Origin of the sequence: Pseudomonas xantholysinigenes, from assembly GCF_014268885.2 — a bacterium.
GTDB lineage: Bacteria > Pseudomonadota > Gammaproteobacteria > Pseudomonadales > Pseudomonadaceae > Aquipseudomonas > Aquipseudomonas xantholysinigenes.
Genome location: NZ_CP077095.1, coordinates 4215018 through 4234730 on the forward strand (window position 1 = coordinate 4215018; position 19713 = coordinate 4234730).

The 19713-nt window shown below is 63.8% G+C and carries 18 protein-coding genes; 3 read left to right on the forward strand and 15 right to left on the reverse strand.

Annotated elements, in window-relative coordinates:
• The first annotated feature begins 50 nt into the window (after nt 1-50).
• Both mutS and fdxA read left to right on the forward strand, forming a co-directional pair.
• A complete protein-coding gene (gene mutS / locus HU772_RS18825; protein ID WP_186660076.1) occupies nt 51-2636 on the forward strand; it encodes a DNA mismatch repair protein MutS in 2586 nt (861 codons plus the stop codon).
• A 139-nt stretch (nt 2637-2775) separates the two neighbouring features.
• Nucleotides 2776-3099 carry a ferredoxin FdxA gene (fdxA, locus tag HU772_RS18830; RefSeq protein WP_011535248.1) on the forward strand — a complete coding sequence of 108 codons (324 nt, stop codon included), beginning with the start codon at nt 2776-2778 and terminating at the stop codon, nt 3097-3099.
• A 531-nt stretch (nt 3100-3630) separates the two neighbouring features.
• On the opposite strand, the gene rpoS is transcribed toward fdxA, so the two are convergent.
• The 8 genes from rpoS to HU772_RS18870 form a co-directional block, all read right to left on the reverse strand.
• A complete protein-coding gene (rpoS, locus tag HU772_RS18835; protein ID WP_011535249.1) occupies nt 3631-4638 on the reverse strand; it encodes an RNA polymerase sigma factor RpoS in 1008 nt (335 codons plus the stop codon).
• 105 nt (nt 4639-4743) lie between these two features.
• Nucleotides 4744-5598 (reverse strand): peptidoglycan DD-metalloendopeptidase family protein, encoded by an 855-nt coding sequence (locus HU772_RS18840; protein ID WP_186660074.1) that lies wholly within the window; start codon nt 5596-5598, stop codon nt 4744-4746.
• A gap of 181 nt (nt 5599-5779) precedes the next feature.
• On the reverse strand, nt 5780-6418 hold the full coding sequence (locus HU772_RS18845; protein ID WP_186660133.1) for a protein-L-isoaspartate(D-aspartate) O-methyltransferase: 639 nt from the start codon (nt 6416-6418) through the stop codon (nt 5780-5782).
• A gap of 38 nt (nt 6419-6456) precedes the next feature.
• Nucleotides 6457-7206 (reverse strand): 5'/3'-nucleotidase SurE, encoded by a 750-nt coding sequence (gene surE / locus HU772_RS18850; protein WP_186660073.1) that lies wholly within the window; start codon nt 7204-7206, stop codon nt 6457-6459.
• Nucleotides 7194-8252, reverse strand: coding sequence for a tRNA pseudouridine(13) synthase TruD (truD, locus tag HU772_RS18855; RefSeq protein WP_186660072.1), 1059 nt, complete (start codon nt 8250-8252; stop codon nt 7194-7196). The genes surE and truD overlap by 13 nt, the downstream gene beginning before the upstream one ends.
• Nucleotides 8249-8722: a 2-C-methyl-D-erythritol 2,4-cyclodiphosphate synthase gene (ispF, locus tag HU772_RS18860; RefSeq protein WP_186660071.1), complete on the reverse strand. Its 474-nt coding sequence runs from the start codon at nt 8720-8722 to the stop codon at nt 8249-8251. The genes truD and ispF overlap by 4 nt, the downstream gene beginning before the upstream one ends.
• A 126-nt stretch (nt 8723-8848) precedes the next feature.
• The gene (gene fghA / locus HU772_RS18865; protein ID WP_186660070.1) at nt 8849-9697 is read right to left on the reverse strand and encodes an S-formylglutathione hydrolase; all 849 of its coding nucleotides are present in this window, start codon (nt 9695-9697) and stop codon (nt 8849-8851) included.
• 9 nt (nt 9698-9706) lie between these two features.
• On the reverse strand, nt 9707-10819 hold the full coding sequence (locus HU772_RS18870) for an S-(hydroxymethyl)glutathione dehydrogenase/class III alcohol dehydrogenase (RefSeq protein ID WP_186660069.1): 1113 nt from the start codon (nt 10817-10819) through the stop codon (nt 9707-9709).
• 108 nt (nt 10820-10927) lie between these two features.
• Here HU772_RS18870 and HU772_RS18875 point away from each other — a divergent pair, with 108 nt between their 5' ends.
• Nucleotides 10928-11824, forward strand: a complete 897-nt coding sequence (locus HU772_RS18875) for a LysR substrate-binding domain-containing protein (RefSeq protein WP_186660068.1) — start codon at nt 10928-10930, stop codon at nt 11822-11824.
• A 132-nt stretch (nt 11825-11956) separates the two neighbouring features.
• Here the strand turns inward: HU772_RS18875 and ispD are convergent, their stop codons facing one another.
• From ispD to HU772_RS18910, 7 genes are all read right to left on the reverse strand, one after another.
• Nucleotides 11957-12664, reverse strand: a complete 708-nt coding sequence (ispD, locus tag HU772_RS18880) for a 2-C-methyl-D-erythritol 4-phosphate cytidylyltransferase (protein ID WP_186660067.1) — start codon at nt 12662-12664, stop codon at nt 11957-11959.
• Complete coding sequence (ftsB, locus tag HU772_RS18885) at nt 12661-12942, reverse strand: cell division protein FtsB (protein ID WP_186660066.1); 282 nt, start codon at nt 12940-12942, stop codon at nt 12661-12663. The genes ispD and ftsB overlap by 4 nt, the downstream gene beginning before the upstream one ends.
• 158 nt (nt 12943-13100) lie before the next feature.
• The gene (gene eno / locus HU772_RS18890) at nt 13101-14390 is read right to left on the reverse strand and encodes a phosphopyruvate hydratase (RefSeq protein WP_003252333.1); all 1290 of its coding nucleotides are present in this window, start codon (nt 14388-14390) and stop codon (nt 13101-13103) included.
• A 155-nt stretch (nt 14391-14545) separates the two neighbouring features.
• Nucleotides 14546-15391, reverse strand: a complete 846-nt coding sequence (gene kdsA, locus HU772_RS18895; protein WP_186660065.1) for a 3-deoxy-8-phosphooctulonate synthase — start codon at nt 15389-15391, stop codon at nt 14546-14548.
• A gap of 3 nt (nt 15392-15394) precedes the next feature.
• Nucleotides 15395-17023, reverse strand: coding sequence for a CTP synthase (gene pyrG / locus HU772_RS18900; protein WP_023630712.1), 1629 nt, complete (start codon nt 17021-17023; stop codon nt 15395-15397).
• A 270-nt stretch (nt 17024-17293) separates the two neighbouring features.
• Nucleotides 17294-18589 (reverse strand): tRNA lysidine(34) synthetase TilS, encoded by a 1296-nt coding sequence (tilS, locus tag HU772_RS18905; RefSeq protein ID WP_186660063.1) that lies wholly within the window; start codon nt 18587-18589, stop codon nt 17294-17296.
• Between the two features lie 155 nt (nt 18590-18744).
• The gene (locus HU772_RS18910; protein WP_028690663.1) at nt 18745-19692 is read right to left on the reverse strand and encodes an acetyl-CoA carboxylase carboxyltransferase subunit alpha; all 948 of its coding nucleotides are present in this window, start codon (nt 19690-19692) and stop codon (nt 18745-18747) included.
• Nucleotides 19693-19713 lie beyond the last annotated feature (21 nt).

Below are 19713 nucleotides of genomic sequence, written 5' to 3' on the forward strand. Positions count from 1 at the left end.
ATTAGGCGTTTCGCAATTGTCTAGCTAGACGCATAGCTCCAAGGCCTTGAATGTCTGATCTCTCCGCACACACTCCGATGATGCAGCAGTACTGGAAGCTGAAGAACCAGCATCCGGACCAGCTGATGTTCTACCGCATGGGCGACTTCTACGAGATCTTCTACGAAGATGCGAAGAAGGCCGCGAAACTGCTGGATATCACCCTGACCGCCCGCGGCCAGTCGGCGGGCCAGTCGATCCCCATGTGCGGGATTCCCTTCCATTCGCTCGAAGGCTACCTGGCCAAGCTGGTCAAGCTCGGCGAATCGGTGGTGATCTGCGAGCAGATCGGTGACCCGGCCACCAGCAAGGGCCCGGTGGAGCGCCAGGTGGTGCGCATCATCACCCCCGGCACGATCAGCGACGAGGCCCTGCTCGACGAGCGCCGCGACAACCTGATCGCCGCCCTGCTCGGTGACGAGCGCCTGTTCGGCCTGGCCGTGCTGGACATCACCAGCGGCAACTTCACCGTGCAGGAGATCAAGGGCTGGGAGAACCTGCTGGCCGAGCTCGAGCGCATCAACCCGGTGGAACTGCTGATCCCCGATGACTGGCCCCAGGGCCTGCCCGCGGAGAAGCGCCCCGGCGCCCGGCGCCGCGCGCCCTGGGATTTCGACCGCGATTCGGCGCGCAAGAGCCTCTGCCAGCAATTCGCCACCCAGGACCTCAAGGGCTTTGGCTGCGACAAGCTGACCCTGGCCATCGGCGCGGCCGGCTGCCTGCTGACCTACGCCAAGGAAACCCAGCGTACCGCCCTGCCCCACCTGCGCAGCCTGCGCCACGAGCGCATGGATGACACGGTCATCCTCGATGCCGCCAGCCGCCGCAACCTGGAGCTGGACATCAACCTGGCCGGTGGCCGCGACAACACCCTGCAATCGGTGATCGACCGCTGCCAGACCGCCATGGCCAGCCGCCTGCTGACCCGCTGGCTGAACCGCCCGCTGCGCGACCTGAAGGTGCTCAAGGCGCGCCAGGACTCGATTCGCTGCCTGCTCGACGGCTACCGTTTCGAGAAGCTGCAACCGCAGCTCAAGGAAATCGGCGACATCGAGCGGATTCTCGCCCGTATCGGCCTGCGCAACGCCCGTCCTCGCGACCTGGCGCGCCTGCGCGACGCCCTCGGCGCCCTGCCCGAGCTGCAGAACGCCATGGCCGAACTCGAAGCGCCGCACCTGGCGCGCCTGGCGGCCATCGCCGGCACCTATCCGGAACTGGCCGGCCTGCTGGAGCGGGCGATCATCGACAATCCGCCAGCGGTGATCCGCGACGGCGGCGTGCTCAAGACCGGCTATGACAGCGAGCTCGACGAGCTGCTGGCCATGAGCGAGAACGCCGGCCAGTTCCTCATCGACCTGGAAGCCCGCGAAAAAGCCCGCACGGGCCTGGCCAACCTCAAGGTCGGCTACAACCGCGTGCACGGCTACTACATCGAGCTGCCGACCAAGCAGGCCGAGCAGGCGCCGGGCGACTACATCCGTCGCCAGACGCTCAAGGGTGCCGAGCGCTTCATCACCCCCGAGCTCAAGGCCTTCGAGGACAAGGCGCTGTCGGCCAAGAGCCGCGCGCTGAGCCGCGAGAAGATGCTCTACGACGCCCTGCTCGAGACCCTCATCGGCCACCTGGCGCCGCTGCAGGACAGCGCCGCGGCCTTGGCCGAGCTGGACGTGCTGAGCAACCTGGCCGAGCGCGCGCTGAACCTGGACCTGAACTGCCCAAGCTTCGTCGACGAACCCTGCATGCGTATCGAGCAGGGCCGCCACCCGGTGGTCGAACAGGTACTGACCACGCCGTTCGTGGCCAACGACCTGGGCCTGGACGACAGCACGCGGATGCTGATCATCACCGGCCCGAACATGGGCGGTAAGTCCACCTACATGCGCCAGACCGCCCTGATCGTGCTGATGGCGCATATCGGCAGCTATGTGCCGGCCGCGCGCTGCGAGCTGTCGCCGGTCGACCGCATCTTCACCCGTATCGGCTCCAGCGATGACCTGGCTGGCGGGCGCTCGACCTTCATGGTCGAGATGAGCGAGACCGCCAATATCCTGCACAACGCCACCGACCGCAGCCTGGTGCTGATGGACGAAGTCGGTCGCGGCACCAGCACCTTCGACGGCCTGTCGCTGGCCTGGGCCGCCGCCGAGCGCCTGGCCCAGCTGCGCGCCTACACGCTGTTCGCCACGCACTATTTCGAGCTGACCGTGCTGCCGGAGAGCGAACCGCTGGTGGCCAACGTGCACCTGAACGCCACCGAGCACAACGAGCGCATCGTGTTCCTGCACCACGTGCTGCCGGGGCCTGCCAGCCAGAGCTATGGCTTGGCGGTGGCGCAGTTGGCCGGAGTGCCCGCAGTGGTGATCCAGCGTGCCCGCGAACACCTGGGCCGGCTGGAAACCGCCAGCCTGCCCCACGAGGCCCCCGTCGCCCGCAAGGACAACGGCGCCAGCAACAACACGCCTCACGTGCCGCACCAGAGCGACTTGTTCGCCAGCCTGCCACACCCGGCCATCGAGAAGCTGGGCAAGCTGGACCTGGATGACATGACGCCGCGCCAAGCTATCGAAATGCTATATCAACTGAAAAACCTGTTATAACGGCCAACCGCGCAAGCTGGTAGAATCCGGCGCGGTTCGCGAGTGCTGCAGGTTATTAGCCTGGCCTGCAGCCAGCAACGTGAACCGCGCTGCCCTGGAAGGAAGGGCAAGCTGCCGTCGCCTGAGGAGAGAATTAGAAATGACCTTCGTCGTCACCGACAACTGCATCAAATGCAAGTACACCGACTGCGTGGAAGTCTGTCCGGTGGACTGCTTCTACGAAGGCCCGAACTTCCTGGTGATCCACCCGGACGAGTGCATCGACTGTGCCCTGTGCGAGCCGGAATGCCCGGCCCAGGCCATTTTCTCGGAAGACGAAGTGCCGGCTGGCATGGAGAACTTCATCGAGTTGAACGCAGAACTCGCGGAAATCTGGCCGAACATCACCGAGAAGAAAGACGCCCTGCCAGACGCTGAAGAGTGGGATGGCAAGCCAGGCAAGATTGCCGATCTGGAGCGTTGATCGCCCCGGATACGAAAAAGGCCCGCAAGGGCCTTTTTCATTTTCCGCAGACAAAAAAAAGGGGCGGTTTGACCCGCCCACATTTTTTCCGTAGTCCCTGTTTGTCCCAAACATCGTCCTGATGAATCGCGTCCCGCGATGTCCTTGGCCGTCATCCTTGAAAGCCTGTGTCAGTCCGTAGACACAGTTCAGATACTAGCGATTTCCCGGCGGCGAACAAGCGTCGAATTTGTCAGTATGATTCTACTGAGACATTTATAAATATAAATAAAACTATAAAAATCAATTAGTTAGAAAAAGTACCCTACTGAAAACGACATTGATTTACTGATCCCTACAGCAACGGCTTACACGCTTAGTAAGCAAATGCTTACACGTGTTGTTGCGAGGGTGGCTAAATGAATATTCAGTCCCGTTGGGCTGTAGTGAATGGCACCGGCTGCGCCGGTGTTCGCCAGCAACGCTAAACTACCCATCCATAACGCAAACGCCCCGAACAAGTCGGGGCGTTTGCCGTACCTGGCTCAGCGGCTATTGGAACAACGACTCGCTGGACAGGCCATTCTTCTCGAGGATTTCGCGCAGGCGCTTGAGGCCCTCGACCTGGATCTGCCGCACCCGCTCACGGGTCAAGCCGATTTCCAGCCCTACGTCTTCCAGGGTGCTGCTCTCATGCCCACGCAGGCCAAAGCGACGCACCACCACTTCACGCTGCTTGTCGGTCAGCTCGCCCAGCCACTGATCGATGCTCTGCGACAGATCGTCATCCTGCAGCAGCTCGCACGGATCGGTGGGGCGATCATCGGTGAGCGTGTCGAGCAGGGTCTTGTCCGAGTCCGGGCCCAGCGAGACATCCACCGAGGAAACCCGCTCGTTGAGACCGAGCATGCGCTTGACCTCGGCCACCGGTTTTTCCAGCAGGCTGGCGATTTCTTCCGGCGAAGGTTCGTGGTCGAGCTTCTGCGTCAGCTCCCGCGCTGCGCGCAGGTAGACGTTGAGCTCCTTGACCACGTGAATGGGCAGGCGGATGGTGCGCGTCTGGTTCATGATCGCCCGTTCGATGGTCTGGCGGATCCACCAGGTCGCATAGGTCGAGAAGCGGAAGCCACGCTCAGGGTCGAATTTCTCCACCGCACGGATCAGCCCCAGGTTGCCCTCCTCGATCAGGTCGAGCAGCGACAGGCCACGGTTGACATAGCGGCGCGCGATCTTGACCACCAGGCGCAGGTTGCTTTCGATCATGCGCTTGCGACCGGCAGGGTCGCCTTTTTGCGAGAGGCGCGCGAAATGGACTTCCTCCTCTGGCGAGAGCAGAGGCGAAAAGCCGATTTCGTTGAGATACAGCTGGGTGGCATCGAGCGCCCGGCTGTAATCGATGTACTTGTGCTGCTTGAGCGATGCGCCCTGTTTCGACTTGGTCCGAACCGAAGGTACAGCAGGTTCGTCTGACACCACATCCGTTTCCAAAACGATGCCCGTCTCCATCAGTAGGAGGTCATCGTCGATGTCAAACTCCGGCACTTCTTTACTGAGAGCCATTGTTATAGTCCTTTGCTGAGTTCGAACTCAGACTCGAGCGTCACCCTTCCATGGCAGCGCTGGAGCCTGTCCCCTCTACATCCAAGGAACAGGCCGGAACATCGATCAACGGCGTGGCAGGAACTGGAGTGGGTCGACGGGTTTGCCCTGGCGGCGAATCTCGAAATGCAGCTTCACCCGATCAGTGCCCGTGGACCCCATTTCTGCGATCGTCTGCCCTGCCTTGACCTGCTGCCCCTCCCGAACCAAAAGCCTGCGGTTGTGACCGTAGGCACTGACGTAGGTATCGCTGTGTTTGATGATGATGAGCTCGCCATAGCCCCTCAAGCCACTGCCGGCGTAGACCACCGCTCCATCAGACGCAGCAAAAACAGGCTGTCCCAAATCACCGGCGATATCAATGCCTTTATTCAAACTACCGTTTGAAGCGAATTTTCCAATCAGCACGCCATTCGCCGGCCACGTCCAACCGCCGACGGCACGCTCTGCGGCGGGCACCTGGGCAACCGTTTGCGAGGCGCCGGAAGAGGCAGGCGTGGCACTTTTGCCATTGTTTGCCGGTGGCGTGGTGGTCCCGACCGGACGGCGGATGACCGTGGTCTTGCTCGACGATGAAGGGCTGGTGACAACGGTGGTGCTGCCGCCCGCGCCACTGTTGAAACGGATCGGCTGGCCAGGACGGATGGTGTAGGGCGCGGCGATGTTGTTGCGCGCCGCCAGCTCCTTGTAGTCCCAGCCATAGCGGAAAGCGATGGAGAACAGCGTGTCGCCGGGCTTGACGATGTACTGCCCCGAGGTGACGGTCGGGCGCTTGGGCGCCGCGTTGTTGCGGTCGACCACGCGCGCGCCGTTCGAGCCAGTGCTGGAGCAACCAGCCAACAAGGTCCCCATGGCCAACGCCAGCGCCAGAAGCTTCAAACCCGACCGATCCTTGCGCTGCCGCATGACTGTGTGACCCACCCGCGCTCCCCTCATGGTGCCTGAATACGACGATACGAAATGCAATAATGTTTCAATTATAACCGAGCCTCCGCCCTTGGGGTGGCTCGATGTTGGCCCCGACGCGCGTCAGCCGCCACGCCAGATAGACCGGGCCGGCGCGCAGTAATTCGTCGCCCGCGCAAATATAAATGCGTGGCCCTCAGGCCAAGGGGCCGTTGAGCAGCGGCACGAAACGCACCGCGCCCAGCACTCGACGCGAAAAACCCTGCTCTTCGCGCACGATCAGCATCAGTTGCTGGGCTTCTCCCGCCGGCCCGACCGGGATCACCATGCGCCCCCCGGGCGCCAGCTGGTCGAGCAGTGCCTGGGGCACTTCCGGCGCCACGGCAGTGACGATGATGCCGTTATAGGGTGCCAACGCCGGCCAGCCCTCACAGCCGTCGCCCCAGCGGAACACCACGTTGCGCAGGTTGAGCTCGACCAGGCGCTCCTTGGCCCGGTCCTGCAGGACCTTGATCCGCTCCACCGAGAACACCCGCTCCACCAGCTGGGCAAGGATCGCCGTCTGGTAACCGGAGCCAGTGCCGATCTCCAGCACCTTGTCCAGCGGCCCGGCCTCCAGCAGCAGTTCGCTCATGTGCGCGACCATGAAGGGCTGGGAGATGGTCTGGTTATGGCCAATCGGCAGCGCCGTGTCTTCGTAGGCACGATGGGCCAGGGCTTCGTCGACGAACAGGTGGCGCGGCGTGCGGCGGATGACTTCGAGCACCTTGGCGTTCGACACGCCCTCTTCGTACAGGCGCTGTATCAGCCGCTCGCGGGTGCGCTGGGAGGTCATGCCGATCCCGCGCCGCATCAGATCGTCCTGCTCGCGCATCAGAGCACGCCCTCCAGCCAGCCCTCGAAACGCTCGAAGGCATCGTTGAAGGTGCGGTCCAGCTGCAACGGCGTGATCGACACATAGCCTTGCATCACCGCATGGAAGTCAGTGCCCGGGCCGCCGTCCTCGGCGTCACCGGCCACGGCGATCCAGTAGCCTTCCTTGCCACGCGGATTGACCACTTTGGTCGGTGCCGCAGCACGCGCCCGGTGCCCCAGGCGGGTGAGCTGGATACCCCGGATGTGCTCCAGCGGCAGGTTGGGAATGTTGATGTTGAGCACCGTGCGCGGCGGCAGTTCCAGGCGTGCTTGCGCCTCGACCAGGCGCCGGGCGATGTAGGCGGCGGCCGGCAGATTGTCGACCTGACGCGAGAGCAGCGAGAAGGCCAGCGACGTGCCGCCGAGGAAACGCCCCTCCAGCGCGGCGGCGACCGTACCGGAGTACAGCACGTCGTCACCCAGGTTGGCGCCCAGGTTGATACCGGACACCACCATGTCGGGGGTGTGCTCGAGCAAGCCATTGAGCCCCAGGTGCACGCAGTCGGTCGGCGTGCCATTGAGGCTGATGAAACCGTTGGCCAGGGTCTGCGGATGCAGCGGCCGGTCCAGCGTCAGCGAACTGCTGGCGCCGCTCTTGTCTTGATCCGGGGCAATTACCATGCATTCGGCGTAGTCCGCCAGCGCGTCGTGCAGCGCGGCGATGCCAGGTGCGGTAACACCGTCGTCATTCGAAATCAGAATACGCATGGGCTGTCCGTCTGCCCTGCCGGCACCAGATCGACGAGTTCGCGCACCACCACGGTGGCGAAGCATCCGGCCGGAAGGACGAATTCCAGTTGCAGGATATCAGGCTCGGGATAATGCCACGTCAGCCGCCCAATAGGGAGCCGCAGAATGCGCCGTTCGTGATCCATGCCCGCTCGCGCCAGCCAATCGCACAGCGCCGGGTGGCGCGCGGCGACCGCAGACTCGAGCGCGTGGGTTACACCCTGGCTCGGGGCTTCGCCCGCGCCCCACAGCGGACCGGTCGGGTGCAGGTCGAGAATGGCCAGGCGTGGATCGTCGCATTCGGCCTCGCCGGCCACAAAGAAGCTGCGCTTGTCGGTAAAGGCCAGCAGGTCGCCGACCTGAGCGCGCTGCCAACTGCCATCGGCGACCCGTTCGGCCAGGACCTGGTTGAACAGGTAGCTGCGCCCGGCCGAGAGCAGCCGCGAACGCACGTTGCGCTGCTCGGGCAGGGCCTGGCGCGCGGCCCAGTCCTGAGCATCGTGCACATTGCCACCGGCATGACCAAAGCGCTGGCTGCCGAAGTAATTCGGCACGCCCTGCTGCTTGAGTTGTTCCAGCCGCGTATCGAGGGCCTGGTGGTCGGCCTGCAACGCGGTCAGACGCAGGGTGAAGCCGTTGGCCGAATGGGCGCCACGCTGCAGTTTGCGCTGGTGGCGGACCTGCTTGAGCACACGCAGGGTGTCGTCCTCGGCGCGGGACAGATCCGGGTCGGCCTTGCCCGGCAGGTGCAGGCTGAACCACTGGCGGGTCAGGGCCTGGCGGTCCTTGAGGCCGGCATAGCTGATGGCGCGCACCGGCACGCCGGCGGCGCGGGCCAGGCGGCGGGCCGCTTCCTCGGTATTGAGGTCGCGCTTCTCGACCCACAGCCACAGGTGCTCGCCTTGGCCAGACAGCGGGATATCGAGGACTTCATCGACCTGGAAGTCTTCGGCCACCGCCTTGAGCACCGCAGTGCCCAAGGCCTCGCCCGAGGCCCGTGGGCCCAGCAGTTCCAGTTCGGTCATGCTGGCAGCAGCAGGGCGACCGCATGCACGGCGATGCCCTCCTCACGGCCAGTGAAGCCCAGCTTCTCTTCGGTGGTGGCCTTGACGTTGACCTGGTCGAGTTCGACTTGCAGGTCGGCGGCGACGTACTGACGCATGGTCTCGATGTGCGGGGCCATGCGCGGCGCCTGGGCGACGATGGTGGCGTCGATGTTACCGACCTTCCAGCCCTTTTCGCCGACGATACGCAGCACATGACGCAACAACTCGCGGCTATCGATACCTTTGTAGCGCGCATCGGTATCGGGGAAGTGCTTGCCGATATCGCCCAGCGCCGCGGCCCCCAGCAACGCGTCGCTCACCGCGTGCAGCAGCACATCGCCGTCGGAGTGGGCCAGCAGGCCGAATTTATGGGGGATACGCACCCCGCCCAGGGTAATGAAATCACCGTCGCAGAAGCGGTGGACATCGTAGCCGTGGCCAATACGCATAGAAAAACGCCCTGATTGAGTCAGGGCGTGATTCTACCTGCATTTGGAGCTGCAAGCTGTAAGCCGCAAGCAACAAGAAAAAGCAGGCCGGTACCTTCTTGTCGCTTGAAGCTTCAAGCTTGCAATCTAAACCCGCCCCAACGCCACCGCGTGATGACGCAGGTGTTCATCGATGAAGCTGGCGATGAAGTAGTAGCTGTGGTCATAGCCCGGCTGCAGGCGCAGGGTCAGTGCATGCCCGCCCTTGCGTGCCGCCTGCTCCAGTGCTTGTGGCTTGAGCTGCAGCTCGAGGAAGTCGTCGCGATCACCTTGATCCACCAGCAGCGGCGGGCATTCGCGCGCTTGCGCCAGCAGCACGCTGGCATCCCACTCGCGCCAGCACGAACGGTCTTCACCGAGGTAGCGCGAAAACGCCTTCTCGCCCCACGGACAATCCATCGGGTTGCTGATCGGCGAGAACGCCGACACCGAACGGTAGCGGCCCGGGTTGCGCAAGGCGCAGACCAACGCGCCATGCCCGCCCATGGAGTGACCGCTGATACTGCGCTGGTCGGACGCCGGGAAGTGCGCTTCGATCAACGCCGGCAACTCATGCACCACGTAGTCATGCATGCGGTAGTGCTGCGCCCAGGGCTGCTGGGTGGCGTTGAGGTAGAAACCGGCGCCCAAGCCGAAGTCCCAGGCGCCATCCGGATCGCCCGGCACCTGCTCGCCACGCGGGCTGGTATCCGGGGCGACGATGATCAGCCCAAGCTCCGCGGCCAGGCGCTGGGCACCGGCCTTGTGCATGAAGTTCTCGTCGGTGCAGGTCAGGCCGCTGAGCCAGTACAGCACAGGCAGCTGCTCACCTTGCTCGGCCTGGGGCGGCAAGTACACGGCGAACACCATGTCGCAGCCAAGCACCTTGGAGCTGTGCCGGTAACGCTTGTGCCAGCCGCCGAAGCTCTTCTGGCAGGAGATATTTTCCAGCGTCATGGCAGGGCCTCAGAAGTGGATAACGCTACGGATGCTCTTGCCTTCGTGCATCAGGTCGAAGGCCTTGTTGATGTCCTCCAGGCCCATGGTATGGGTGATGAAGGTATCCAGTGGGATCTCGCCCTTCTCGGCCATCTCGACGTAGCTGGGCAGCTCGCTGCGGCCACGCACGCCGCCGAACGCCGAACCGCGCCAGACGCGCCCGGTGACCAGCTGGAACGGACGGGTGGCGATTTCCTGGCCGGCACCGGCGACGCCGATGATCACCGACTCGCCCCAACCCTTGTGGCAGCACTCCAGCGCCGCGCGCATCAGTTGCACGTTGCCGATGCACTCGAAGGAGAAGTCCACGCCGCCGTCGGTAAGGTCGACGATCACTTCCTGGATCGGCCGGTCGTAGTCTTTCGGATTGATGCAATCGGTGGCGCCCAATTGGCGGGCAATCTCGAACTTGGCCGGGTTGATGTCGATGGCGATGATGCGCGAGGCCTTGGCCTTGACCGCGCCGATGATCGCCGACAGGCCGATGCCGCCCAGGCCGAAGATGGCCACGGTATCGCCCGGCTTGACCTTGGCGGTATTCAGTACCGCGCCGATGCCGGTGGTGACGCCGCAACCGAGCAGGCAGACCTTTTCCAGCGGCGCTTCTTTCTGGATCTTGGCCACGGAGATTTCCGGCAGCACGGTGTACTCGGAGAAGGTCGAGGTGCCCATGTAGTGGAACAGCTGCTGGCCCTTGTAGCTGAAGCGGGTGGTGCCGTCGGGCATCAGGCCCTTGCCCTGGGTGGCGCGGATGGCCTGGCACAGATTGGTCTTGCCCGACAGGCAGAATTTGCACTTGCCGCACTCGGGGGTGTACAGCGGGATCACATGGTCGCCCACGGCAACGGAGGTGACGCCCTCGCCCACCGCTTCGACGATCGCCCCGCCCTCATGGCCGAGGATCGACGGGAAGATGCCTTCCGGGTCGGCGCCAGACAGCGTGTAGGCGTCGGTATGGCAGACCCCGGATGCGATAACGCGCAACAGGACTTCACCGGCCTTGGGCATGGCCACGTCGACTTCGACGATTTCCAGGGGTTTCTTGGCTTCGAAGGCTACGGCAGCACGGGATTTGATCATCAAAAGTCTCCTGACAGCGGGTCGATTTCTGGCTGGCAGTGTAATTCAGGGGCTTTTGATGAATAATTCGCCGCCATACAAAACATTATTGCCATACAGGGATAATCGATGAGCAGCCGCTGGGAAGGGATCGACGAGTTCGTCGCGGTCGCCGAGACAGGCCAGTTCACTGCGGCGGCCGAGCGCCTGGGCGTCTCTTCGTCGCATGTCAGCCGGCAGATCGCCCGCCTCGAAGAGCGCCTGCAGACCCGCCTGCTGTATCGCAGTACCCGGCGCGTCACCCTGAGCGAGGCTGGGCAGACCTTCCTGCAGCACTGCCAGCGCCTACAAGATGGTCGCGAGGAGGCCCTGCGTGCCATGGGCGATCTGGCCAGCGAGCCCAAGGGCCTGCTGCGCATGACCTGCGCCGTGGCCTATGGCGAACGCTTCATCGTGCCACTGGTGACGCGATTCATGGCGGTCTACCCGCAACTGCGCGTGGACATCGAGCTGAGCAACCGCACCCTCGACCTGGTGCACGAAGGCATGGACCTGGCGATTCGCCTCGGACGCCTGCAGGATTCGCGGCTGGTGGCGACACGCCTGGCGCCACGGCGCATGTACCTGTGCGCCTCGCCAGCGTACCTGGAGCGCTACGGGCGGCCGCACAGCCTGTCGGAACTGGCGCGGCACAACTGCCTGGTCGGCAGTTCGGAGCTGTGGGCCTTGCAGCAGGATGGCCGCGAGATCAGCCAGCGGGTGCAGGGCAACTGGCGCTGCAACAGCGGCCAGGCGGTGCTGGATGCGGCATTGCAGGGCATGGGGCTGTGCCAGTTGCCGGACTACTACGTGCTGGAGCATTTGCACAGTGGCGCGCTGGTGTCGTTGCTGGAGGGGCATCAGCCGCCGAATACGGCGGTGTGGGCGCTGTATCCGCAACAGCGTCACCTGTCGCCGAAGGTCAGGCGGTTGGTGGATTACCTGAAGGAAGGGTTGGCGCAGTTGCCGGAGTATCGACAGGGCTGAATGAAGTGTATTGGTTTTACCGGCCTCTTCGCGGGCAAGCCCGCACCCACAGGGACTCCACAGATTTCAGAGCAGGTGGAGATCCTGTGGGAGCGGGCTTGCCCGCGAAAGGGCCATTGCTGCAGTGAAACCTTAGCGCCGGGCGCTCCAGCGCTGGCGCAACCACTCCAGATCCTCCGGACGGGTCACCTTGATGTTGTCACTGCGCCCTTCGACCAGGCGCGGCGCATGACCGGCCCATTCGATAGCGGACGACTCGTCGGTGACCGCCACATCGGACACCAGGCACTCGGCCAACGCCCGATGCAACATGCCGAGGCGAAACATCTGCGGGGTGTAGGCCTGCCAGACGGTGCTGCGATCGACCGTGGCAGCCACCCTACCCTCGCCATCGGCACGCTTGAGCGTGTCCCGCGCAGGAATTGCCAGCAGTCCACCTACAGGATCTTCAGCCAAGACTGACAGCAATTTGTCCAGATCGGCACGCGCCAGGTTGGGCCGGGCCGCATCGTGCACCAACACCCAGTCGTCATCCGACGCCCCCTGGGCGTGCAGCAACAGCAAGGCATTGAGCACCGAGTCGGCGCGCTCGCGACCACCTGGCGCGCGCTGGATGCGCGCATCGCTGGCGCAACGCAGGCCAGGCCAGTAGGGGTCGTCTTCGGCAATGCTGACCACCACGCCCTTGAGTGCGGGATGGCCGAGAAAACAATCGAGACTGTGCTCGAGAATGGTCTGCCCACCCAGCTGCAAATATTGCTTGGGGCGGTCGGCAGCCATGCGGGCACCAACGCCCGCGGCAGGAATCACGGCCCAGAAGGCCGGCAATGCATGGGTCATTTCTGCGGCAACTGGTAGAGGGTTTCGCCCTCCTTGACCATCCCCAATTCATGACGAGCCCGTTCTTCCACGGTCTCCATACCTTTCTTCAACTCCAGGACCTCGGCGTCGAGCACGCGATTGCGTTCCAGCAGACGTTCGTTTTCCGCATGCTGTTCGGCGATCTGCTGCTTGAGTTCGGTCACTTGCGCCAGGCTGCCGTTACCCACCCAAAGGCGGTATTGCAGGCCGCCGAGCAGCAGGAGCAGGACGAGGAACAACCAATAGGGACTGCGCATGAAGATATCCAGGGTAGAAAAGGCCGCCGCAGCGAGCTTCCGATAGCACGAAGCCTGGCCGAGGCCAGGCTTCGTCGACAGAAACCCGTAGCAGACAAGCAAACGATCAGAACGAACGTTCAGCTGGCCCCGGCTGCTGCCTTTTTACCATCTCTTGCTCAGCCGCGAAACTCGGCGCGACCGCGATAGACGGCCTTGGCGCCCAGTTGCTCTTCGATACGCAGCAGCTGGTTGTACTTGCTGACGCGGTCGGAGCGGCACAGCGAACCGGTCTTGATCTGACCAGCGGCGGTACCCACGGCCAAATCGGCGATGGTCGAGTCTTCGGTTTCACCGGAACGGTGCGAGATCACCGCGGTGTAGCCAGCGGCCTTGGCCATCTGGATGGCTTCGAGGGTTTCGGTCAGCGAGCCGATCTGGTTGAACTTGATCAGGATCGAGTTGCCGATGCCCTTCTCGATGCCTTCCTTGAGGATCTTGGTGTTGGTGACGAACAGGTCGTCGCCGACCAGTTGCACCTTCTCGCCGATCTTGTCGGTGAGGATCTTCCAGCCAGCCCAGTCGGACTCGTCCAGGCCGTCTTCGATCGAGATGATCGGGAAGCGCTCGGTCAGGCCCTTCAGGTAATCGGCAAAACCTTCGGCGTCGAACGACTTGCCTTCACCGGACAGGTTGTACTTGCCGTCTTCGTAGAACTCGGAAGCCGCGCAGTCCAGGGCCAGGGTGACGTCGGTGCCCAGCTTGTAGCCAGCCTTCTCGACCGCTTCGGCGATGGCGCCCAGGGCGTCTTCGTTGGAGGCCAGGTTCGGGGCGAAGCCACCTTCGTCACCGACGGCGGTGTTCAGGCCACGGGCCTTGAGCACGGCCTTGAGGTGATGGAAGATCTCGGTGCCCATGCGCAGGCCGTCGGAGAAGGTCTTGGCGCCAACCGGCTGCACCATGAACTCCTGGATGTCGACGTTGTTGTCGGCGTGCTCGCCGCCGTTGATGATGTTCATCATCGGCACCGGCATGGAGTATTGACCCGGAGTGCCATTGAGGTTGGCGATGTGCGCGTACAGCGGCAGGTCCTGGTCCTGGGCGGCGGCCTTGGCGGCAGCCAGGGACACGGCCAGGATGGCGTTGGCGCCCAGCTTGGCCTTGTTCTCGGTACCGTCCAGCTCGATCATGGCGCGGTCCAGGGCTTTCTGGTCCGATGGGTCCTTGCCCAGCAGCAGGTCGCGGATCGGGCCGTTGATGTTGGCGACGGCCTTCAGCACGCCCTTGCCCAGGTAACGGCTCTTGTCGCCATCACGCAGCTCCAGCGCTTCGCGCGAGCCAGTGGAAGCCCCCGACGGCGCGCAGGCGCTGCCGATGATGCCGTTGTCGAGCAGGACATCGGCTTCCACGGTGGGGTTGCCACGCGAATCGAGAACTTCACGACCTTTGATGTCGACGATCTTTGCCATTGTTGTAAGCACTCCAGAATTGACGAAAACAACGCAGCTTTTGGGAATTCTTGCCGTTCACCAGGCGACATGGCACGGGCAGGCCTGGGGAAGGGAGCCCCCTGACCGATAGGTCAGGGGGTGGAACGGGCGGTACTTTACCCGAGAAATGAGCTTTACGCGGTTTCTACCGTCGGAAAACTTTTCACCAGGTCGTCCAGTTGCTTGAGCTGGGCCAGGAACGGCTCCAGCTTGTCCAGGCGCAGCGCGCATGGACCGTCGCACTTGGCGTTGTCCGGATCCGGATGCGCCTCGAGGAACAGACCGGCCAGGCCCTGGCTCATGCCGGCCTTGGCCAGGTCGGTAACCTGAGCGCGGCGACCACCGGCGGAGTCGGCACGACCACCCGGTGTCTGCAGCGAGTGGGTCACGTCGAAGAACACCGGGTACTCGAACTGCTTCATGATGCCGAAGCCGAGCATGTCCACCACCAGGTTGTTGTAGCCGAAGCTCGAACCGCGCTCACACAGGATGAGCTGATCGTTGCCGGCCTCGACGCACTTGGCGAGGATGTGCTTCATCTCGTGGGGCGCGAGGAACTGCGCCTTCTTGATGTTGATCACCGCGCCGGTCTTGGCCATCGCCACGACCAGGTCGGTCTGGCGCGACAGGAAGGCCGGCAGCTGGATGATGTCGCACACCTTGGCTACCGGTTCGCACTGGTAGGGCTCGTGTACGTCGGTGATCACCGGCACGTTGAAGGTGCGCTTGATCTCCTCGAAGATCTTCAGGCCTTCTTCCATGCCCGGGCCACGGTACGAGTTGACCGACGAACGGTTGGCCTTGTCGAAGCTGGCCTTGAACACGTATGGGATACCGAGTTTCTCGGTAACCCGCACGTACTCCTCGCAGACCTTCAGGGCCAGGTCACGGGACTCCAGGACGTTCATGCCGCCGAACAGGACGAACGGCTTGTCGTTGGCGATCTCGATGTTACCGACGCGAATGATCTTCTGAGTCATGGATCAGGCCTTGTTCTTCTGTGCCAGGGCCGCCTTGACGAAGCCGCTGAACAGCGGGTGACCGTCACGCGGGGTGGAGGTGAACTCCGGGTGGAACTGGCAGGCGACGAACCACGGGTGATCCTTGGACTCGACCACTTCGACCAGCGCGCCGTCTTCGGAGCGACCGGACACCTGCAGGCCAGCCTCGACCAGCTGCGGCAGCAGCACGTTGTTGACTTCGTAGCGGTGACGATGGCGCTCGGTGATGATGTCCTTGCCGTAGCAGTCGTGGACCTTGGAGCCGGCCGCCAACTGGCAGTCCTGCGCGCCCAGGCGCATGGTGCCGCCCAGGTCGGAGGCTTCGGTACGGGTCTCGACCGCGCCGGTGGCATCGGCCCACTCGGTGATCAGGCCGACCACCGGGTGGCCGCTGTTGCGGTCGAACTCGGTGGAGTTGGCGTCTTTCCAGCCCATCACGTTACGGGCGAACTCGATCACGGCTACCTGCATGCCCAGGCAGATGCCCAGGTATGGAACCTTGTTCTCACGGGCGTACTGCACCGCGGTGATCTTGCCTTCCACGCCGCGCAGGCCGAAACCGCCCGGAACGAGGATCGCGTCCGCGCCTTCGAGCAGGCTGGTGCCCTGGTTCTCGATGTCTTCGGAGTCGATGTAGCGCAGGTTGACCTTGGTACGGTTGGTGATGCCGGCGTGGCTCATCGCTTCGATCAGCGACTTGTACGCGTCCAGCAGCTCCATGTACTTGCCGACCATGGCGATGGTGACTTCCTGCTCAGGGTTGAGCTTGGCGTCCACCACCTTGTCCCACTCGGACAGGTCGGCGCTGTTGCACTGCAGGCCGAAGCGCTCGACGACGAAGTCGTCCAGGCCTTGTGCGTGCAGCACGCCAGGGATCTTGTAGATGGTGTCGACGTCTTCCAGCGAAATCACCGCGCGCTCTTCGACGTTGGTGAACAACGCGATCTTGCGACGCGACGAGGCATCGACCGGGTGGTCGGAGCGGCAGATCAGCACGTCAGGCTGCAGGCCGATGGAGCGCAGTTCCTTCACCGAGTGCTGGGTCGGCTTGGTCTTGGTCTCGCCAGCGGTGGCGATGTACGGGACCAGGGTCAGGTGCATCAGCATGGCGCGCTTGGAGCCCACTTCGACGCGCAGCTGGCGGATCGCCTCGAGGAACGGCTGCGATTCGATGTCGCCCACGGTACCGCCGATCTCGACCAGCGCGACGTCGGCATCGCCGGCACCCTTGATGATGCGGCGCTTGATTTCGTCGGTGATGTGCGGGATGACCTGGATGGTCGCGCCCAGGTAGTCGCCACGGCGCTCTTTACGCAGCACGTGCTCGTAGATACGGCCAGTGGTGAAGTTGTTGTTCTGGGTCATCGTGGTGCGGATGAACCGCTCGTAGTGGCCCAGGTCGAGGTCGGTCTCGGCGCCATCGTGGGTGACGAACACTTCACCGTGCTGGAACGGGCTCATGGTGCCCGGGTCGACGTTGATGTACGGGTCCAGCTTGAGCATGGTGACTTTGAGCCCCCGCGCTTCCAGGATGGCCGCCAGGGAAGCCGAGGCAATGCCTTTCCCCAATGAAGAAACAACACCGCCCGTGACGAATATGTAGCGCGTCATGAAAAACCCTAGAAGTCTGCGTTAAGGCGGCCAGCGCCGCCGGAGAAAGCGAAGGAAGGCCGAAGCCCCCGATCACCTGCGTCAATCACAGTGCATCTCGAAAAACTGCCGCGTCTGTACAGACCAGGGGTGTCCCCGGCATGGAGCTCGCTCGTCATTTTAAGAAATCAGCCCAGCAAAAAACTGCTTGGTAATCGGCAACCTCTGTGTTTTCGCGGAACCCACAGAAGCTGTATCAAGAAGGGAGGGTAGTCTACCCGAATGTACCCTTCAGCTCAAACCTTGCACGTTCGTCGGCGGCTGCCAGTGCAGCTGGCAATCTGCCAAAGCCCGCTCGGGCAGGTTGGCCACCGCCAGCAATTGCTCGCCGCGATACAGCAACGGCAAGCGCTGGCGCACGAAGTGCGGGATCTGCGCCTCGTTGAGCAGGCGCTTGAGATCGCGTTGGCCGCGCCCGGGCAGCTGCATCACCTCGCCGCCCTGGCGATAGCGAATGCACAAGCCTTCAGCCGGCAAGTCCGAACGCAGGTGGACACTGCCATTGCCCGGCAGGCGCAACGCTTGCGCGCCATCGAGCCAGGGGTGCTCACCCGATACCGTGCCCAGCCATTCGCCACTCAGCCACCAGATGCGCCCATGGCTGCGCTGCAGTTCGCCGTCGGTCAGGCGCCAGACCGGACAGGCATCGGCCGCCGCGTCGCGCAGATCGTTCCAGCCGGCCCAGTGGCGAGTGTCAGGCAGCCGGGTGCGCTGGCTGAGCCAGTACTGCAGGGCGTTGCGCTGACGCGCCGGGGGCAACGCACAGAGCGCGTCGAGGCTTAGAGAATCCAACCCCAGCCAGGGCAGCGGCGCATTGTCGCAGGCGCTCACCAGATCGCTGCCGGCCAGCTCGTCCAGCAACCCCAGGGCTTCGCCCAGGTGTTCGGCACTGCGCGCCAGGTTGGCTTCGGCCTGCGGCCAGCGACCGCGCAGCAGCGGCAGGACCTCGCCACGGAGGAAGTTGCGGGCAAAGGCCGTGTCGCCATTGGAAGGATCGTCGATCCAGACCAACCCGTGAGCATCGGCGTAGGCCTGCAACTGCTGGCGCGACAGCCCCAGCATCGGCCGCGCCAGGCTGCCCTGCCCCAGTGCCCGATGTGCCGGCATGGCAGACAACCCACGCAGGCCTGCGCCGCGCAGAAGACGAAAAAGCAAGGTCTCGGCCTGGTCGTCGCGGTGCTGACCGGTGAACAGCACCTCGTCTGCGCCCAGTCGTTTTTCGAAGGCGTCGTAGCGGGCATTGCGCGCGGCCTGTTCGAGGCTGGCGCCAGGGGCTACCTGGACAGGGATCACGTCGAGTTCGATACCCAGGGCATCGCAGACCGACTGGCAATGGGCGGGCCAGGCATCGGCGGCGGCTTGCAGGCCGTGGTGGACATGAATGGCGCGCAGAGGGGGCGCGGGGTGGTGGCGGGCGTAGCTGGCGAGCAGGTGCAGGAGGACAGTGGAGTCCAGGCCGCCGGAGAAGGCGACGCGCCAGGCAGGGGCGTTGAGCCAGGGGGTAAGTCGAGAGGTCAGGTTGATCATCAGGACCTCACAGGGTTCTTGAATGCCGGGGGCGTTGTACGCCCCATTCGCGGGCAAGCCCGCTCCCACAGGGACCGCGCAGCCCTCAAGAGCAACGCTTTACCAGTGGGAGCGGGCTTGCCCGCGAATGGGCTGCAAAGCAGCCCCGAAACGCCTCAGAGGCCGTAGCTCATCAGGCGATCGTAACGGCGCTTGAGCAGCGCGTCGTTGTCGAGCTTGCCGAGCATGTCCAGCTGCTCGATCAGGTCGGCGCGAACGTTCGCCGCCATCTTCGCCGGATCGCGGTGGGCGCCGCCCAGCGGCTCCGGGATGACCTTGTCGACGATGTTCAGGCTCTTCAGGCGCTCGGCGGTGACGCCCATGGCCTCGGCGGCATCGGCCGCGCGGTCGGCGGTCTTCCACAGGATCGAGGCGCAACCTTCCGGCGAAATCACCGAGTAGGTGGAGTACTGCAGCATGTTCAGCTGGTCGCACACGCCGATGGCCAGTGCGCCGCCGGAACCGCCCTCACCGATCACGGTGGCGATGATCGGGGTCTTCAGGCGCGCCATCACCCGCAGGTTCCAGGCAATGGCCTCGCTCTGGTTGCGTTCTTCGGCGTCGATGCCCGGGTAGGCGCCCGGGGTGTCGATGAAGGTCAGGATCGGCATCTTGAAGCGCTCGGCCATTTCCATCAGGCGGCAGGCCTTGCGGTAGCCTTCAGGACGCGGCATGCCGAAGTTGCGGCGGACCTTCTCGCGCACTTCGCGGCCCTTCTGGTGGCCAATGACCATGACCGGCTTGTCGTTCAGACGCGCGGTACCGCCGACGATCGCCGCGTCGTCGGCGAAGTGACGATCGCCGTGCAGCTCTTCGAACTCGGTGAAGATGTGGTCGATGTAGTCGAGCGTGTACGGACGGCGCGGGTGACGGGCCAGGCGGGCGATCTGCCAGCTGGTCAGGTTGCCGAAGATGCTCTCGGTCAGGGTGCTGCTCTTGTCTTGCAGACGGGCAATTTCATCGCTGATGTTCAGCGAGTTGTCGTTGCCCACCAGGCGCAGCTCTTCGATCTTGGCTTGCAGGTCGGCAATCGGCTGTTCGAAATCGAGGAAATTCGGGTTCATAGGCTTCCGTCTTGGGTCTAC